This is a genomic window from Amycolatopsis sp. lyj-112 (genome assembly GCF_046549055.1).
Lineage (GTDB): Bacteria > Actinomycetota > Actinomycetes > Mycobacteriales > Pseudonocardiaceae > Amycolatopsis.
This window is the reverse complement of sequence record NZ_JAJPWS010000027.1, coordinates 30,140-46,067: the sequence shown is the minus strand read 5'-3', so window position 1 is coordinate 46,067 and position 15,928 is coordinate 30,140. Positions and strand designations below refer to the sequence as shown.

The 15,928-nt window shown below is 69.1% G+C and carries 18 protein-coding genes; 11 read left to right on the top strand and 7 right to left on the bottom strand.

Annotated elements, in window-relative coordinates; translation table 11 throughout:
- Nucleotides 1-202: 202 nt before the first annotated feature.
- From ACLJRL_RS40905 to ACLJRL_RS40895, 3 genes are all read left to right on the top strand, one after another.
- On the top strand, nt 203-1,492 hold the full coding sequence (locus tag ACLJRL_RS40905; RefSeq protein WP_410661797.1) for an SON protein: 1,290 nt from the start codon (nt 203-205) through the stop codon (nt 1,490-1,492).
- Between the two features lie 79 nt (nt 1,493-1,571).
- Nucleotides 1,572-1,754, top strand: a complete 183-nt coding sequence (locus tag ACLJRL_RS40900) for a hypothetical protein (RefSeq protein WP_410661796.1) — start codon at nt 1,572-1,574, stop codon at nt 1,752-1,754.
- 3 nt (nt 1,755-1,757) lie between these two features.
- Entirely contained in the window at nt 1,758-2,162 is a 405-nt protein-coding gene (locus ACLJRL_RS40895) for a hypothetical protein (protein WP_410661800.1), read from the top strand.
- 68 nt (nt 2,163-2,230) lie between these two features.
- Here the strand turns inward: ACLJRL_RS40895 and argG are convergent, their stop codons facing one another.
- Nucleotides 2,231-3,679 (bottom strand): argininosuccinate synthase, encoded by a 1,449-nt coding sequence (gene argG / locus ACLJRL_RS40890; protein WP_410661795.1) that lies wholly within the window; start codon nt 3,677-3,679, stop codon nt 2,231-2,233.
- Between the two features lie 98 nt (nt 3,680-3,777).
- Between argG and ACLJRL_RS40885 the strand changes: the two genes are divergently transcribed.
- The 3 genes from ACLJRL_RS40885 (at nt 3,778) to ACLJRL_RS40875 (ending at nt 6,838) form a co-directional block, all read left to right on the top strand.
- A complete protein-coding gene (locus tag ACLJRL_RS40885) occupies nt 3,778-4,314 on the top strand; it encodes a dihydrofolate reductase family protein (RefSeq protein ID WP_410661794.1) in 537 nt (178 codons plus the stop codon).
- A gap of 168 nt (nt 4,315-4,482) precedes the next feature.
- The gene (locus ACLJRL_RS40880; protein WP_410661793.1) at nt 4,483-6,051 is read left to right on the top strand and encodes a molybdopterin-dependent oxidoreductase; all 1,569 of its coding nucleotides are present in this window, start codon (nt 4,483-4,485) and stop codon (nt 6,049-6,051) included.
- A 115-nt stretch (nt 6,052-6,166) separates the two neighbouring features.
- Nucleotides 6,167-6,838 carry a fasciclin domain-containing protein gene (locus ACLJRL_RS40875; protein WP_410661792.1) on the top strand — a complete coding sequence of 224 codons (672 nt, stop codon included), beginning with the start codon at nt 6,167-6,169 and terminating at the stop codon, nt 6,836-6,838.
- Nucleotides 6,839-6,912: 74 nt separating this feature from the next.
- On the opposite strand, the gene ACLJRL_RS40870 is transcribed toward ACLJRL_RS40875, so the two are convergent.
- From ACLJRL_RS40870 to ACLJRL_RS40845, 6 genes are all read right to left on the bottom strand, one after another.
- The gene (locus tag ACLJRL_RS40870; RefSeq protein WP_410661791.1) at nt 6,913-7,218 is read right to left on the bottom strand and encodes a hypothetical protein; all 306 of its coding nucleotides are present in this window, start codon (nt 7,216-7,218) and stop codon (nt 6,913-6,915) included.
- Complete coding sequence (locus ACLJRL_RS40865) at nt 7,215-7,634, bottom strand: Asp23/Gls24 family envelope stress response protein (RefSeq protein WP_410661790.1); 420 nt, start codon at nt 7,632-7,634, stop codon at nt 7,215-7,217. The genes ACLJRL_RS40870 and ACLJRL_RS40865 overlap by 4 nt, the downstream gene beginning before the upstream one ends.
- On the bottom strand, nt 7,624-8,184 hold the full coding sequence (locus ACLJRL_RS40860) for an Asp23/Gls24 family envelope stress response protein (RefSeq protein WP_410661789.1): 561 nt from the start codon (nt 8,182-8,184) through the stop codon (nt 7,624-7,626). Before ACLJRL_RS40860 ends, ACLJRL_RS40865 begins: the two co-directional genes overlap by 11 nt.
- A complete protein-coding gene (locus ACLJRL_RS40855) occupies nt 8,175-8,762 on the bottom strand; it encodes an RNA polymerase sigma factor (protein WP_410661788.1) in 588 nt (195 codons plus the stop codon). The genes ACLJRL_RS40860 and ACLJRL_RS40855 overlap by 10 nt, the downstream gene beginning before the upstream one ends.
- A 156-nt stretch (nt 8,763-8,918) precedes the next feature.
- Entirely contained in the window at nt 8,919-10,097 is a 1,179-nt protein-coding gene (locus ACLJRL_RS40850) for an FAD-dependent monooxygenase (RefSeq protein ID WP_410661787.1), read from the bottom strand.
- Between the two features lie 58 nt (nt 10,098-10,155).
- A complete protein-coding gene (locus ACLJRL_RS40845) occupies nt 10,156-11,307 on the bottom strand; it encodes a CaiB/BaiF CoA transferase family protein (RefSeq protein WP_410661786.1) in 1,152 nt (383 codons plus the stop codon).
- Between the two features lie 154 nt (nt 11,308-11,461).
- Here ACLJRL_RS40845 and ACLJRL_RS40840 point away from each other — a divergent pair, with 154 nt between their 5' ends.
- From ACLJRL_RS40840 to ACLJRL_RS40820, 5 genes are all read left to right on the top strand, one after another.
- On the top strand, nt 11,462-12,289 hold the full coding sequence (locus ACLJRL_RS40840; RefSeq protein WP_410661785.1) for an NAD(P)H-binding protein: 828 nt from the start codon (nt 11,462-11,464) through the stop codon (nt 12,287-12,289).
- 62 nt (nt 12,290-12,351) lie between these two features.
- Nucleotides 12,352-13,500 carry a N(5)-(carboxyethyl)ornithine synthase gene (locus tag ACLJRL_RS40835; protein WP_410661784.1) on the top strand — a complete coding sequence of 383 codons (1,149 nt, stop codon included), beginning with the start codon at nt 12,352-12,354 and terminating at the stop codon, nt 13,498-13,500.
- Between the two features lie 82 nt (nt 13,501-13,582).
- A complete protein-coding gene (locus ACLJRL_RS40830; RefSeq protein WP_410661783.1) occupies nt 13,583-13,852 on the top strand; it encodes a hypothetical protein in 270 nt (89 codons plus the stop codon).
- A gap of 15 nt (nt 13,853-13,867) precedes the next feature.
- Entirely contained in the window at nt 13,868-15,259 is a 1,392-nt protein-coding gene (locus ACLJRL_RS40825; RefSeq protein ID WP_410661782.1) for a sensor histidine kinase, read from the top strand.
- A complete protein-coding gene (locus ACLJRL_RS40820) occupies nt 15,256-15,921 on the top strand; it encodes a response regulator transcription factor (protein WP_410661781.1) in 666 nt (221 codons plus the stop codon). The genes ACLJRL_RS40825 and ACLJRL_RS40820 overlap by 4 nt, the downstream gene beginning before the upstream one ends.
- Nucleotides 15,922-15,928: the final 7 nt, after the last annotated feature.

Sequence of the window (15,928 nt, the reverse complement as noted above, 5' to 3'; positions counted from 1 at the left end):
CAACCGACTCGTCGGCATCCTCCACGGATGCCTCAAAACCCACACTCACTACAACGAAACCACCGCCTGGGCCCACCACACCACCATCGCCGCTTGACAACCAAAACCCAGGGATGTCTTCACGGACCGAACGCGTTTCATCAAGTTTTCATCATTCGTCTTTAGCGTGAGGTCGTCTGGTGAAATCAGTGATGGAGGCGAAGTGGATCACGCATTCCCGCCCGCAGGCGGGCAGTGGCCGCCGCAGGGTTGGGTTCCTCAACCGGCACCGGCACCGCCCGCCCGGAAACCCCGGCTTTGGCTCCTGTTCGGCGGAATCGCCGCACTCGTGCTCGTCCTCGTCGCCGGGCTGACGACTTGGCTGCTGTGGCCGTCGAAGGGTGACCGCGGGCCCTTCGAGCAGGCGCTGGCCGGTCTCTCGTCGGCGCCGGCGGTCCGCCACCACACCTCCGCGCTCGGCGGGATGATCGAGACCGACGTCAAGACCACCTCCTACGGCGAGACGTCGGGCACGATGTCCTTCCAGGGCCGGAAGTTCGAGATCCTCGCGGTCGGCGGCAAGGTCTACTTCAAGGCGCCCGACGGCCTGCTGCCCGGGTCGCAGGTGGACTCTTCGGCGGCCGAAGGCCTCAAGGACCGGTGGATCACCGGTGAGGACGCGCTGTTCGGCCCCGTCCTGCAGCAGTTCGAAGCGCCGGAGAAGCTCGCCGCCCGGCTGCGCGAGGCGCTGGAGCGGGCCGACGAGATCCCCGACGACCAGAACGAGTCGGTCCGGGAGATTCCGGCGCTCAAGGTCAGCACCCCCGCCGGCGACCTGTACGTCTCGAAGGAGGCACCGCATCGCGTGCTCCGCTACTCGGTGAAGGTGCCCAGTGGAATGCCGTCCGTCCCCCGGCTGCCGACGGCGCCGGGACCGGAATCGCGGCCCGCGATGCCGACGGGAGGCGGGCTCGGCGAGTCCGATGTGGACGCGTTGTCGCCGGAAGAGACCGACGCCGTCTACGAAATCCTCATGTCCAACACCCGGAAGCTGACCGACGCGGTCGATACCGGTATCCGGTTCGACATGGACGGCTCGGCCACGGTCACCTGCGGCGCCGGAGGGTGCACGGTCACCGCGAACGTGAACAGTTCCGCGTCGGCGACGAACGGCGGGAAGGTCACCGGCCAGGTCAACGCCACCATGACCGCGAACGTGAGCATCGAGGGCCGCTCGGCCGGCAGCTGCACGAACACTGCTGTCCTCCCGTTGAACGGCTCCGGCTCGGTCAGTTGCGTCAACGGCGGGGCCGGCGGCGTCTTCTCCTCCGTCGAGGCGGAGAAGAAGGCGGACGCGGAAGCGCGGTCACAGGCGGCGGGCGGCGTGCCGATCCAGTACCAGATCCTGAGCACCGCCGCGGTTTCCGTGCTGGCCAACGCGATCGGCCAGGCCGAGGTCACCAGGCTCGTCGACGAACTGGGGCAGCGGCGAGCCGAGGTCGGTGGCGGGTGACGCGGTTCACCAGGGGAGTGGCCCCGAGGATCTCGGGGCGCAGCCGAGCGCCGCCTCAGCAAGGGCAGGGAACGCGTGCGTGACCCGTGCGATGCCGAAGACGTTGGTCTCGAACGTCGTGCGCAGGTCGTCCGCCGTCATTTCGGCGGCGCTGATCACTCCGCCGTCCGCGTTCGGCGTCCCGGCTGCCGAGGTGGACGGTGTGGCCGTCGGCGATGAGGCGGCGGGCGGTTTCGTAGCCGAGGCCTTTCCGGGTACCTGACGCCTGGAGTCCAACGGCTGCTGGACCGGCTGGCCGGGACGCCTGTCGCGGTGTTCGACGCCACCTGGACGCTGTTGTCCGCGAGCCCGGCACACCCCGGAATCGCTGCTGGTCTTCGAATCCGTTCTCGTCGCGGACCTGCGCGCGGCCGCCGCCCGTTATCCGGCCGACGAGCGGCCCCGGCGCCTGGTCGCGCGGCTGTGGGACTCCGGTGCCGTCGGCCGGCACGAGTCCGCGCGCAAGGTCATCGACCATCCGTCGATCGGGCCGATCGAACTGGACTGCGACGTCCTCACCGTCGAGGGCTGCGACCTGCACATCATGGTCTACACGGCGGAACCCGGCTCCGAGGCCGCCGAGCGGCTCGCGCTCCTCGCCGTCCTCGGCACCCAGTCCTTGACCGGGTAAAGAACAGCGCCGGGCGAACGGCTTCGATGCCGCGCACCCGGCGCTTTCGCGTCCCGTTTTCGTTCGGGTCAGTCTGTTCCGGATTCGATCGCCGCGAGGTCGAGCAGTTCGTCGTCGCCCGAAGCCTTGCCGCGCGAGGCGATGACCTGGGCGCCGCCCGCGTCCATCGCCCCGATCAGCCCGGTCGAGGCCGCCTGAGCGGCCCCGATGAGCGTCGGGTGCCCGCCGCCGACCATGCCCAGCCCGGCGTACTGCTCGAGCTTGGCGCGCGAGTCGGCGATGTCGAGGTTTCGCATGGTGAGCTGGCCGATCCGGTCCACCGGGCCGAACGCGGAGTCCTGCGTGCGCTCCATCGAGAGCTTGTCCGGGTGGTAGCTGAAGTACGGGCCGGTGGTGTCGAGGATCGAGTAGTCCTCGCCGCGCCGCAGCCGCAGGGTGACCTCGCCGGTGACGGCGGCGCCGACCCAGCGCTGCAGCGACTCGCGCAGCATCATCGCCTGCGGGTCCAGCCAGCGGCCTTCGTACATCAGCCTGCCGAGCCGGCGGCCCTCGTTGTGGTAGCTGGCGAGGGTGTCCTCGTTGTGGATCGCGTTGACGAGCCGCTCGTACGCCGCGTGCAGCAGCGCCATCCCCGGCGCCTCGTAGATCCCGCGGCTCTTGGCCTCGATGATCCGGTTCTCGATCTGGTCGGACATGCCGAGCCCGTGCCGCCCGCCGATGGCGTTGGCCTTCAGGACCAGGTCGACCGCGGTGGCGAACTTCTCGCCGTTGATCGTCACCGGGCGGCCCTGTTCGAAGCCGATCGTGACGTCCTCGGGCACGATCTCGACTTCGGGGTCCCAGAACCGCACACCCATGATCGGGTTGACGATCTCGATGCCGGTGTCGAGGTGTTCGAGCGACTTGGCCTCGTGGGTCGCGCCCCAGATGTTCGCGTCCGTGGAGTAGGCCTTCTCGGTGCTGTCGCGGTAGGGGAGGTCGCGGGCCTGGAGCCACTCCGACATCTCCTTGCGGCCGCCGAGTTCGGTGACGAAGGCGGCGTCCAGCCACGGCTTGTAGATCCGCAGGGACGGGTTCGCGAGCAGGCCGTAGCGGTAGAACCGCTCGATGTCGTTGCCCTTGAAGGTGGAGCCGTCGCCCCAGATCTGGACGTTGTCCTCCAGCATCGCGCGCACCAGCAGGGTGCCGGTGACCGCGCGGCCGAGCGGGGTGGTGTTGAAGTAGGTGCGGCCGCCGTTGCGGATGTGGAAGGCGCCGCAGGCCAGCGCCGCGAGCCCTTCCTCGACCAGCGCGGCCTTGCAGTCGACGGCCCGCGCGATCTCGGCGCCGTAGGCCTGAGCCCGGCCGGGGACCGAGTCGATATCGGGTTCGTCGGCCTGGCCGATGTCAGCGGTGTAGGTGCACGGCACTGCACCCTTCTCGCGCATCCACGCGACCGCTACCGAGGTGTCGAGGCCGCCGGAGAAGGCGATCCCGACGCGTTCGCCGACAGGCAGAGAGGTGAGTACCTTGGACATGTTGGAAGTATATGCATAGCTATGTATGACCATGCAAGCCGGGGTGAGCAGCGCAACTCGGGTGGGTGGTCCCGGACCGCGATCAGAGGACTGAACGCATGAGTGACGTGAGCACCGGCAAAGTGGTCGTCAACAGGGCGATGTCGCTGGACGGCTTCATCGCCGGTCCCGGCCACGCGATGGACTGGATCGCCGATTACCTGACCCCGGACACGTTCCCGGAGGTCATGACGGCCACGGGCGCCATGCTCGTCGGCCGGGGCACGTACGAGGTCGCCAAACGGATGGCCGACCAGGACACCCCCTACGACGGGGGAGCGCAGTTCGTGCTCACCCACGAGCCTCCCGAGGAGCCGGACCCCTCCGTCACCTTCCTCACCTGCGGGCTCGAGGAAGCCGTCGCCACCGCCCGCGGCGCCGCGGGCGGCAAGAACCTGGAGATCCTCGGTGCCGACGTGGCCGCCCAGTGCCTGCGGCACGGGCTCGTCGACGAGATCCTGGTCTATGTCGTACCCGTGCTCCTCGGCGACGGCGTCCGCTTCACGCCTCCGAGCATCGACAGGATCGACCTGGAACCTTTCGGCAACATCCAGTCGGGCGCCGTCACGATGCTCCGCTTCCGCGTGCGGAAGTAGGCGGCACCCCTCGGTCCACTGTGGACGGGATCGGCCCGTGTCTCATTTGTGACCTGTCCGCGAGGGCATCCGTCTCGAATACTTGTCGAGGCCCTGTGTGGGCTTGAGTTTTTCCTTGCTAGACAAGAAAAAACCAGTCCGAAGCCGGAGCTGCCACGAATACCGGGCATGAAGACTTCGCAAGCCGTCCGGGAACGACGACTTCCCCTGTTCGGCGCTGCGCTGCTCGGTGTCGTGGCCCTCCTCGTGGCACTCGCCGCCGGGCATCTGGTGGCCGGGTTCATCAGCGCCAACGCCTCGCCGTACCTGGCGGTCGGCAACGGGGCGATCGATCTCACCCCGGTGGAACTCAAGGATTTCGCCGTCCGCACGTTCGGCGTCTACGACAAACTCGTGCTGCTCGGCGGTATGGCCGTGGTGATGGTGCTCGCCGCCGCGGCGGCCGGGGTCGCCTCGCGCCGGTCACCCATTCCGGGCATGGTGCTGATCGCCGCCTTCGGTCTTCTGGGCGCGTTCGCCGTGTCGCAGCGGCCCGACCTCTCCCTGATCGCGTTGCTGGCCCCGCTGGCCAGCCTGATCGCCGGAGTCGCCGTGTTCGCCTGGCTGCACCACTTGGCCACGGAGCGAATGCTCGCCAAGGAAGAGGATTCCGACGGCGAAGTGGCCCCCACTCGCCGGTCGGTGCTGCTGGCCGGCGCCGGTGCCGTCGTGGCCGCGGGTGCGGCCGGGGCGGGAGGACAACTCCTCGCCGGCAGCCGCGACGCCGAATCGTCGCGAGCGGCGGTGGGTGCGCTCACCGTGGCCCGCCCGGCGCCGCCGATCCCGGCCGACGCGGATTTCGCCAAGCTGGGCACGCCGCCGTTCCTCACCCCGAACCGCGACTTCTACCGCGTGGACACCGCGTTGTCGCTGCCGCAGGTCCGGACCGAGGACTGGAGCCTGCGCCTGCACGGCATGGTGGGCAAGGAAATGCGGTACAGCTACTCGGATATCCGCGACCGGCCGCTGATCGAGCGCACGATCACCATGACGTGTGTGTCCAATGAGGTCGGTGGAACCTATGTCTCCACGGCGAACTTCATCGGCGTCGACCTCGGTGATCTGTTGCGAGAAGCCGAAATCCTGCCCGGTGCCGAGCAGATCTTCTCCACCAGTGTCGACGGCTGGACCTCGGGCAGCCCGGTTCTCGCCGCGCTCGAAAAAGAACGCGGCGCGATGCTGGCGATCGGGATGAACGGGGAACCGCTGCCGATCGAACACGGTTTTCCGGCTCGTCTGGTCATTCCTGGTCTCTATGGCTACGTCTCGGCCACGAAATGGGTCAAGGATCTGGAGATCACGACGTGGAAGGCGCGCCGGGCATATTGGCTCGACCGAGGTTGGGGTGAACAGGCCCCGATCAAAACCCAATCCAGGATCGATTCCCCGAAAGGTTTCGACACGGTGCCCGCCGGCAAGGTCCGGATCTCGGGTATCGCCTGGGCGCAGCATACCGGGGTCGAGCGGGTCGAAGTCCGGCTCGGTGCCAACGGAAACTGGCAGCCCGCGATGCTTTCTCGCGAGGTGGGCCTCAACACCTGGCGGATGTGGTGGACGGAATTCGACGTCCCGGCCGGTAGTCACCAGGTCGTCGTCCGCGCTGTCGACAAATCCGGCTACACCCAGACCGATGCCCGCGCCGGAACGGTTCCGGACGGCGCGACGGGCTGGCACACCATCAGTTTCACCGCACGGTGATCGGTGTCACTCGAAAGAGGACCAATCCGATTCCGAGCCAGTTCCGAATACACAGTAAGAAACAGGCCCCGGGTTCGGGCTTGTTCGTCCGCAGAAATAAATGGAGTGATTTTCAGTGAGCAAGCTTCGCGTCGCAGGAATCGGTTTCACCGCGGTCGCCGCGCTGGCCCTGGCCGCCTGCAGCAGCAACGACACCGCCTCGTCCGGCAGCTCCAGCAGTGCCCCCGCTCCCGCCCCGTCCTCGTCGGCTCCGATGTCGAGTGCCGCTTCGGGTGACGGCGTCACCACCAACGCCGATGTGTTCGGCCCGGCCTGTTCGCAGCTGCCCCAGGGCAATGAGCCGGGTTCGCTGGACTCGATGGGCCCGCAGCCCGTCGCCAGCGCCGCCTCGACCAACCCGCTGCTGACCAAGCTGGTCGCAGCGGTGAAGGCCACCAACCTGGTGGACACCCTCAACAGCCAGCAGGCCATCACCGTGTTCGCTCCCGCGGACCCGGCGTTCGCCGCTCTCGGTGACGCGAAGTTCACCGAGCTCGCGGGCAAGCCGGACGAGCTGGCCCCGATCCTGCAGTACCACGTCGTCGGCAAGCGTTACGACGCCAAGGGCCTCGAGTCCGCCAAGACCCTCGAAAGCCTCAACACCGCCGGTGGCCCCCTCAAGATCGAGGGCTCGGGCGACAACATGACCGTCAACGGCGCCAAGATCCTGTGCGGCAACGTCCCCACCAAGAACGCCACCGTCTTCGTCATCGACAAGGTGATGACCCCCGGTACCAACAAGAACTAGTCTCCCGTGACGATCGCGGTGGCCACGCCCTCGGGCGAGGCCACCGCGATCATTGCTGTGTCAGGAAAGGTGCTTCAGGGAATCAGTGCGGCCGCGTCCACATCGGTCACGACGATCCGCAACGTCGCGTTCTCCCAAGGAGTTCCGGCCAGGACCGGACGCAGCGCAAGCCCGGCCGCTTCCGTCAGCGGCGGAATGGGCACCGTCAGCGCGACGACCCGGATCTCCACCGCTCCTTCGGTGATGTCCACGGCCATCACGTCGAGGTCCCACGGCAGGCTCGCCCCGGCGGCCGTCGTGGACGGCGTCGCCGGGCGCAGTCCGGGTACGTCCCGGAGCACGGTGAGCAGCGACGCGGTCAACTCGGAACGAGCGGTCACAGGAGCCCTCCACGGATTTCGATATCCAAAATGGACACCGAGACGGCCGAGGGGATGAGCCCCGTCGCCTCGGTGACGGCACGGGTGACCGCGCGCTGCACCGCCTGCGCGGTCGCGGCCGCCTGATCCAGCCCGGAGAGCGACAGATCGATTTCGATCCGGACGTCGGGCGGATCGTGTTCGAGGAAGGCGCGGACTCCTTCGGTCGGAGCCGGGTCGAGGCCCTTGATCCGCTGCCGCGCGATCCGGGTCAGCGAACCGGCCAGCCCGCGCAGACCGGGTTCCAGGCGTACCACGCCGGGGACCTTCGCCGCGGCATGCGCGGCGACCGCCGCGATCACCGGCGGGGTGATCACCGTTTCGACCAGCCGGGCCGTCGGTGTCATCGGCGCCGTCCGTGGCTGTTCATTCGTCATAGATGTCCTCCACCACGAGATCCAGCCGCGCGAGCCGGATGCCGATCCGCGCACCCGCCGCCGCGGTGACCCGCTCCCGGACGACGTCCAGCGAATCGCCGTCGAAATCGGGGGCGATCGCGAGGCTCAGTTCCACGTCCACGGCGAGTTCGTCCTCCGTCGATCGCCGGACCCGGCAGTGCCGAGCGCGGACGCCTTCGACGGTGTCGGCGGCGAACCGCAGCACCGCGGCCACGGCCTGATCGCTCACCTGGACCTCGCCCGGCTCGGGGGTGACCAGCGGAACCAGGTCCCGGCGGCGCACCTCGGCGCGCACCGCGGACATGATCCGGCTCGCCAGATCCGCCGACGGCTCGGCGTCGTCGTCGGCCAGTTCCCTGGTCAGCCCGCGCAGCACGCGGAGGCTTTCGCGGGTGGCCCGGCAGTGCGGGCAGTCGAGTTCGTGCGCGTCCGCCCGGCCGGCGTCGACCTCGCCGAGCCGGTCCCAGATCTGTTCGACATCCCGGCCGCACGGCAGTAGGTAATCCTGAGTCGCGTGGTTCATCGCCATGGCGCCATCACCTCCGCCAACTGTGCTCGTGCTCGTGCGATACGTCCCCGCACCGCGGTGGGGGTCGCCCCGATCGCCTTCGCGATCTCGTCGTAGGACCGGCCGTGGACCTCGCGCAACAGCCAGCAGGCCCGTTGCTCGGCGGTCAGCTCGTCCAGCGCGCCGGTCAGCGCCGTCATCTGCGCGCTCGTCTCGGCGGCCCGCTCCGGTCGTCCGGCCGAACCGGCGGATTCCTGCTGGTCCAGCTCGACGTCGGCCACCGGTTTCCGGCCGCGGAGCACGTTGAGGCACCGGTTGGTCGTCATCCGGTAGAGCCAGCCGATGAACGCCGCGTCCTCCTGCAGCTGGTCGAGCCGCCGCCAAGCGGTGAGGAACACCTCCTGGACGGCGTCCTCGGCGTCTCCCTTGTTCCCCAGCATCCGCAGCGCCAGCCGGTACATCGGACCCTGGAACCGCAGGACGAGCTGCTCGTACGCGCGGATCTCGCCGTCGCGTGCCCGTGCCACCAGCGTCGCGTCGTCCAGCACCGTTTCGCCGGCGGCCGGCGCGGCCGAGTCCTCTCTCGCCGATGTCGTCATCCAGCGCACCTGTGCAGTGCCGCCATGCCGAAGCTCCCTTCACGCCACCGACCGCGGTGACACCCGTAGGACACGGCTACCCCGGAATCGTCACGCGGAAAACCCTGATGCCCGGTGACCAGCCGACCACGGCTCGCCGGATCGCGCACCCTGAGGTCAGGTGAAGACCCGGAGCGCGGGGTAGTCGTCGAGCGTGATGTCGGTGGCGAACCTGTCGGTCACCCACAGCATCCCGCGCAGCATCAGCGGGCGGCGGAACATCTGGTTGCGCAGGCTGATCCGCAGTTTCGTCGGCGGCGCGAGGAACGGACCCGCGTTGGCCTGCCGGGCGACCTTGGCGTAGCCGCGGAACTTCTCTTCATACCGCCGGAAGGCCACCGTGTGGTCGCCGTCCGCCGAGGCGAGTTCGCCCGCGATAACATGCGCGGCCACGATGGCGAGCCCGGAGCCGAAACCGCCCAGGGTGTTGCCGTACGCCGAATCACCGATGAGCCCGACCCGGCCGGCGGAGTAGTGGTCCATTTTGACGCGCGCGAGCGAGTCGAGGTAGACGTCGTCGGACCGCTTCACCGCTTCCATCAGCTCGGGCAGCCGCCAGCCGCCGTCGGCGAACGCGGTGGTGAGGATGTTCTTCTGCTGATCGATGTCCATCCGGTCGTAGGCGAGTTCGGGCGACGAGAACACGAAGAACGCGGGAGCCTTGGGCCCGCCGGCGGCGGCGAGGCGGCCAGGCTCGTTGTACATCACGGAAATGCCGCCGGGGCCGCGGAAATCGTCGCCCTCGCCGAGTTCCACCAGGGCGTAGTAGTGGCCGAGATGTTCCACGTAGTCGACTTCCGGGCCGAACGCCAGCCGTCGCACGGTGGAGTGGATACCGTCGGCGCCGAACACGAGATCGAACCGCCTCGGCGCTCCGCGTTCGAAGGTGACGTCGACGCCGTCGGCCGTTTCAGTGAGCGAGGCGATGGAGTCGCCGAAGACGTACTCGCAGTCCTGCGCGGTCCGTTCGTAGAGGATCTCGGCCAGGTCGCCGCGCTGGATCTCGACGTCGCCGCCGGTGAACTCGCCGCTCATCACGGCGAGCGGCCGCTCCTCGGCGTCGATGATGGTCTGGTCGTGCCCGCCGGTCTGACGGCGGTGGACCTCGTCGAGGATGCCCATCCGCTCCAGCACGGTGCGGTGGGTGGCGCCCTTGAAGTCGACCGCCTGGCCGCCGGAGCGGAGCGTCGCCGACCGCTCGACGACGGTGACCGCGTAGCCCTGGCGGGAGAGCCAGAAGGCGAGCGCGGGGCCGGCGATGCTGGCGCCGGAGATGAGGACTGTCCTGTTCGTCATGGCCCGAAGCTTCGCCGCGGGCGTTGACGAGGTGCTGACGATCCGCTGACGGTCGCCGTCAGCTCCAGCCGGGGAGCGGGAGGGTGAGCTGCCCGGGGTCGTCCGGCGGCGCGGTCTCGTACCTCGCCGGTGTCGCGGACAGGCCGATCGGGTTGCGGGTGAGCCGCACGGAGGTGCCGTCGGGCCGCGGGAGGTCGACGGTCGGGTTCAGGCCGAGCCGCTCCGCCAGCGCGAACGCGCCCGCGACGTCGTTGACCTCCCCGGCGGGCACCCCGGCCGCGCTCAGGTCCGCCGCCCACTCCGCGGCCGGTCGTCGGCCCAGCTGTGCTTCGAGCAGCGCTCGGAGTTCGGCGCGATGCTCGACGCGGGCCGGGTTGGTCGCGAACCGGTCCTTCTCCGCGACCTCCGGCAGGCCGATGACCTCGCATAACGCCGCGAACTGCCGGTCGTTGCCGACGGCGAGGGCGATCTCGTGGTCGGCGCAGGGAAGGAGTTCGTAGGGGGCGATGCTCGGATGCCGGTTGCCCATCCGTGCCGGCACCGCGCCGCCGGAGGTGTACGCGCTGCCCTGGTTGACCAGCGCGGCGAGCAGGCTGGACAGCAGATCGATCTTGACGCGCTGTCCCTCACCGCTCCGGTCGCGGTGGCGGAGGGCGGCAAGAATGCCCACGCTCGCGAACAGCCCGGCCAGCACGTCGACGAGCGCGACGCCGACCTTCTGCGGCTCGCCGCCGGGGTCGCCGGTGATGCTCATCAGCCCGCCGACGGCCTGGATCAGCAGGTCGTACCCGGGCAGGGCCGCACCGCCGCCGGAGCCGAATCCCGTGACGGAGCAGTAGATCAGCCCGGGATTGGCCTCTCGCAGCGTTTCCGGGCCGAGGCCGAGCCGGTCCATCACGCCGGGCCGGAAGTTCTCGACCACGACGTCGGCCTCCAGCGCCAGCGCGCGCGCCTTCGCGAGGTCGTCCGGATCGCCGAGATCCAGCGCCACACTCGTCTTGTTCCGGTTCACCGACTGGAAGTAGGTCGCCTGGCCGGAGGCGTCGAACGGCGGTCCCCAGCTGCGGGTGTCGTCGCCGATACCCGGCCGCTCGACCTTGACCACCGTCGCGCCGAGGTCGGCCAGGAGCATGGTGGCGAACGGACCGGCCAGTACCCGCGAGAAGTCGAGTACTCGCAGCGGCCCGAGCGCGGTGTCCGGTGTCGGCATGCCTCGACCCTAAGCCGACGTCCTCGGCGGCGCCCGCAAGGATGTGATGCCGGTCACGAAAGGCCGGGTTTCCCATTACTTTCCTCTAGGTACCTACTATCTCCGCGAAGGTAGCTTCGGTCGCGTCAAGAAGAACGCGAACCGAGGAGCGAACATGATCGTGGTGACCGGAGCGACCGGGAACGTGGGCCGGCGACTGGTGGAAACCCTGGCCGCGGCAGGGGAAAAGGTGACGGCGGTGTCGCGCCGGATCTCGGCGGGCGACGTGCCGGACGGTGTGCGACACGTCCGAGCCGACATCGCGGAGCCGAGCGGGCTGAGTCCGGTGCTCACCGGCGCGGACCGGCTTTTCGTCCTGACGTCAGGGGAATTCCTGGGAGCGGGCGGCGACGTCGCGGAACTTGCCGCGGTGGCAAGGGAAGCCGGGGTGAAGCGGATCGTGTTGCTGTCGTCCCAAGGCGTCGGGACCGGGCGGCACGCGCCGGCGTACGAAGAAGCTGTCAAGGCGTCGGGTCTGGAGTGGACGGTGCTGCGGCCGGGAGGCTTCGCTTCCAACGCATTCCAGTGGGCACCGGGGATCCGTGACGGCCGCGTCCTCGCCGCACCGTTCGGCGACGTGGCACTTCCGGTGATCGACCCGGCCGACATCGCCGACGTCGCGGCCGCCGTCCTGCGGGATCCTGGGCACAGCGGGCAGACCTACGTGCTGACCGGTCCGGAGGTGATCTCGCCCCGGCAGCAGGCCGAGGCTATCGGTGCCGAGCTGGGCGATCCGGTGCGGTTCACCGAACTGACCGAGGACGAGGCTCGCGCGGCGATGCTGGGCTTCATGCCGCCGCCGGTAGTGGACGCCACGCTCGCCATTCTCGGCGCGCCGACGGCGGACGAGCAGCGTGTCAGCCCCGACGTCGAGCGGGTGCTGGGGCGTCCGGCGCGGACCTTCGCCGAGTGGGCGGCGCGGAACGCGGCGGCGTTCAAATGAGTAGAGGGTGAGCTGCTCCACGCGGGCTGTGCTTAGACTGGGGTCTATTCAAAGGGGCCCATATGGACCAGCTCACCCTCGGTGTCATTTCCCGCTCGCGCAAAGAAAACGAGCGACGGCTTCCCATTCATCCACGGCACCTGGACCGGATCGACCCTGGTCTCCGGAAGAACATCTATCTCGAAATCGGCTACGGTGAACGGTTCGGGATCCCGGACGAGGATCTGGAGCCGCTCATCGGCGGCTTGCGTTCCCGGGAACAACTCATCGCCGAATGCGATGTCATCTTGCTGGCCAAACCGCTCGCGGACGACCTGGCCGAACTCCGGACCGGGCAGATCCTGTGGGGCTGGCCGCACTGCGTCCAAGACGAAAAGCTCACTCAGCTCGCCATCGACCGGAAGCTGACGCTCATCGCCTTCGAAGCGATGAACCACTGGCGCAGCGACGGCTCTTTCGGCCTGCACGTCTTTCACAAGAACAACGAACTGGCCGGCTACTCCTCGGTGCTGCACGCCCTTCAGCTGATCGGTTCGACCGGCGACTACGGCCGTCGCCTCCGTGCCGTGGTGATCGGCTTCGGGGCGACCGCGCGCGGCTCGGTGACGGCGCTGAACGCCCATGGAATCCATGACGTGCACGTGCTCACCCATCGCCGCGTCGCCGCGGTCGGTTCGCCGATCCACTCCGCGAACATCGTGCGTCTCGACCACGACGTGCACAGCCAGGGTGATCTCCGCCGTAGTCACGCGATCACCGAGAACGGTCGCGTGCCGCTCGCGGATTTCCTCGCGGACCACGACATCGTCGTCAACTGCGTGTTGCAGGACACGAACGAACCGTTGACGTTCCTCATCGAGGAGGACCTCGCCGCGTTCAGGCCGGGCAGCCTCGTCGTCGACGTTTCCTGTGACGAGGGCATGGGTTTCAGCTGGGCGAAGCCGACGACCTTCCAGGAACCGACCTTCCTGGTCGGCGGCGCCACCTACTACGGCGTCGACCACAGCCCGTCCTACCTCTGGGATTCGGCCACCTGGGAGATCAGCGACGCCCTGCTGCCGCATCTGCGGCAGGTACTCGCCGGGCGATCCGCGTGGGCCGCCGACGAAACGCTCGACAGGGCCATCGAAATCAGTGAGGGCACGATCCGGAATCCCGACATCCTGGCCTTCCAGCACCGGGCTCCGGAGTATCCGCACGCCCGAGTCTGATCCGTGCGGCGTCCGGGCCGGATGAGAAAGTTCTCATCGACCTCTCATGGGTGACTCACCCGCGCCCGGCACGCTGGAGAACATGCGAGTCCGAACCTTCGTCCTGGCCGGGGTCGCCGCCTTCGTGGTGGCGGCCGCCGGCACGTTCGCCGTGATCGCGGCCACCGCGGCCTCGCCGCCCGACCTCGGCCCGGCGGTCGTCGCCCCGGCGGGGCACGCCGTCGCCGGGCCGGGGGAGAGCGGCGCACCGCCCGCCGTCGTGCCGCCCCGGCTGGCCGGGACCGACGACGACCCCGATGATGATCCCGATGACGTCGACGACCACTTCGACTTCGATCTCGACGACGACTGAGCGGGGGCGCCGCAGATGAGTGCCCGCGCCCGGATCCTCGCGTGGGTCCTGCTCGTCGTGCTGCTGGCGCTCGCCGGATCGCTGCTGGCGACCCGCACCGTGCTGCACAACCAGCTCGACCAGCGGCTCGACAACGAGATCGCGCACGAGACCAACAAGCTCCGGGCCTACCTGGCCTCGCCCGATTCCCGCCCGGCCGGGCAGCCTGCCACCGTGGAGGCGGTGCTCGGCCGTCACCTCGAACGGAACCTGCCGGAGAAGTACGAGACGTTCTTCTCGATCATCGACGGCGCCGCGTCCCGCCGGAGCGCCATCGAGCCCCCGGCCCGGCTCGACACCGACCCCCAATTCGTCGCCGAACTGTCCCGGGTCACCAGCCCGGCGTACGGCACGGTCACCACCGCTGTCGGGTCCGCGCGCTACGGGGTCGTCCCCGTGACCATCGAAGGCTCGCCGGGACAGGGCTCCCTGGTGGTCGTCGAGTTCGTCGACCACGCGGCCGGTGAGATCAACGACGTCGTCGGTGTCATGGCCGCGATGTCGGGAGCCGCACTGGCGCTGGCCGGGCTGATCGGCTGGCTGGTCGCCGGCCGCATCCTCGCCCCGGTGCGCGAGGCCCGGCTGGCGGCGGAACAGATCGGCGAGACGGATCTTTCGCGGCGTATCGAGGTCCGCGGCTCGGACGACGTCGCCGCGCTCGGCCGCACCTTCAATACCATGCTGGACCGGCTGGAGCGCGCCTTCGCCGGACAGCGCGAGTTCATCGACGACGCCGGGCACGAACTGCGCACCCCGATCACCATCGTCCGCGGCCACCTCGAGCTGATGGGCGACGATCCCGAGGAGAACGCGGCCACCCGGCACCTCGTCCTCGACGAACTCGGGCGTATGCAACGGATCGTGGACGACCTGCTGGTCCTCGCGAAAACCGGTAGCCCCGGCTTCGTCTCACCCGGCGACGTCGACCTCGCCGACCTCACCGTCGAGACACTGGCCAAATCCCGGCCGCTGGCCGAGCGGGCCTGGCGGCTCGACGCCGTCGCGGAGGTGGTGATCCGGGCGGATGGCCAGCGGCTCACGCAGGCGTTGCTGCAGCTGGTCTCCAACGCCGTCCGGCATACCGGGCCGGGTCAGGAGATCGCCCTCGGCTCGGAAGTCACCGAGACCACCGCCCGGCTCTGGGTCCGCGACACGGGGGAAGGCGTCCCGGCCGATTCGCGGAGCCGGATCTTCGAACGGTTCAAACGAGGCAGCAATTCCAGCGGTGACGACGGCGCCGGTCTCGGCCTGCCGATCGTCGCCGCGATCGCCGAGGCGCACGGTGGCCGCGTCCTGCTCGACACCGTGCCCGGCGAAGGCGCGCGGTTCACCATCGAGATCCCCGTCGGAGGAGGTGCGGACCGGTGACCAGTGTGCTGGTGGTGGAAGACTCCGCCCGGATCGGCGCGTTCGTCGAGAAAGGCCTGCGGGCACAGGGATTCGCGACCCGCTGGGTCAAGACCGGCTCCGAGGGGCTGACCGAGGCGCTGACCGGCGCGCACGACCTGGTCGTGCTCGACCTCGGGCTGCCGGATCTCGACGGCTCGGATCTGTTGCGCGCCTTGCGCGCGGCGGGCCGGACCGTGCCGGTGATCATCCTGACCGCGCGCGACAGCGTCGTCGACCGGGTCGCCGGGCTGTCCGGCGGCGCCGACGACTATCTGGCGAAACCGTTCGCGTTCGAGGAACTGCTGGTCCGGATCCGGTTGCGGCTGCGGGGAAACCAGGAAGCCGAACCGGCGGTGCTGCGGGTCGGAGACCTCTCGCTCGACCTCCGCACGCGGAAGGTTTCGGTGGCGGGGGAGGAGAAGGACCTCACCGCCCGGGAATTCGCGCTGCTGGAGACGTTGCTGCGCAACCGCGGCCAGGTCCTCTCGCGGGAGCAGTTGCTCGGCGGCGTCTGGGGTTTCGATTTCGATCCCGGCTCAAACGTGGTGGACGTCTACATCCGTTACCTGCGCGGCAAGATCGGCGCCGAGCGGATCGAAACCGTGCGGGGGATGGGATACCGGCTCGGTGAGTCCTCATGAGAGGAGT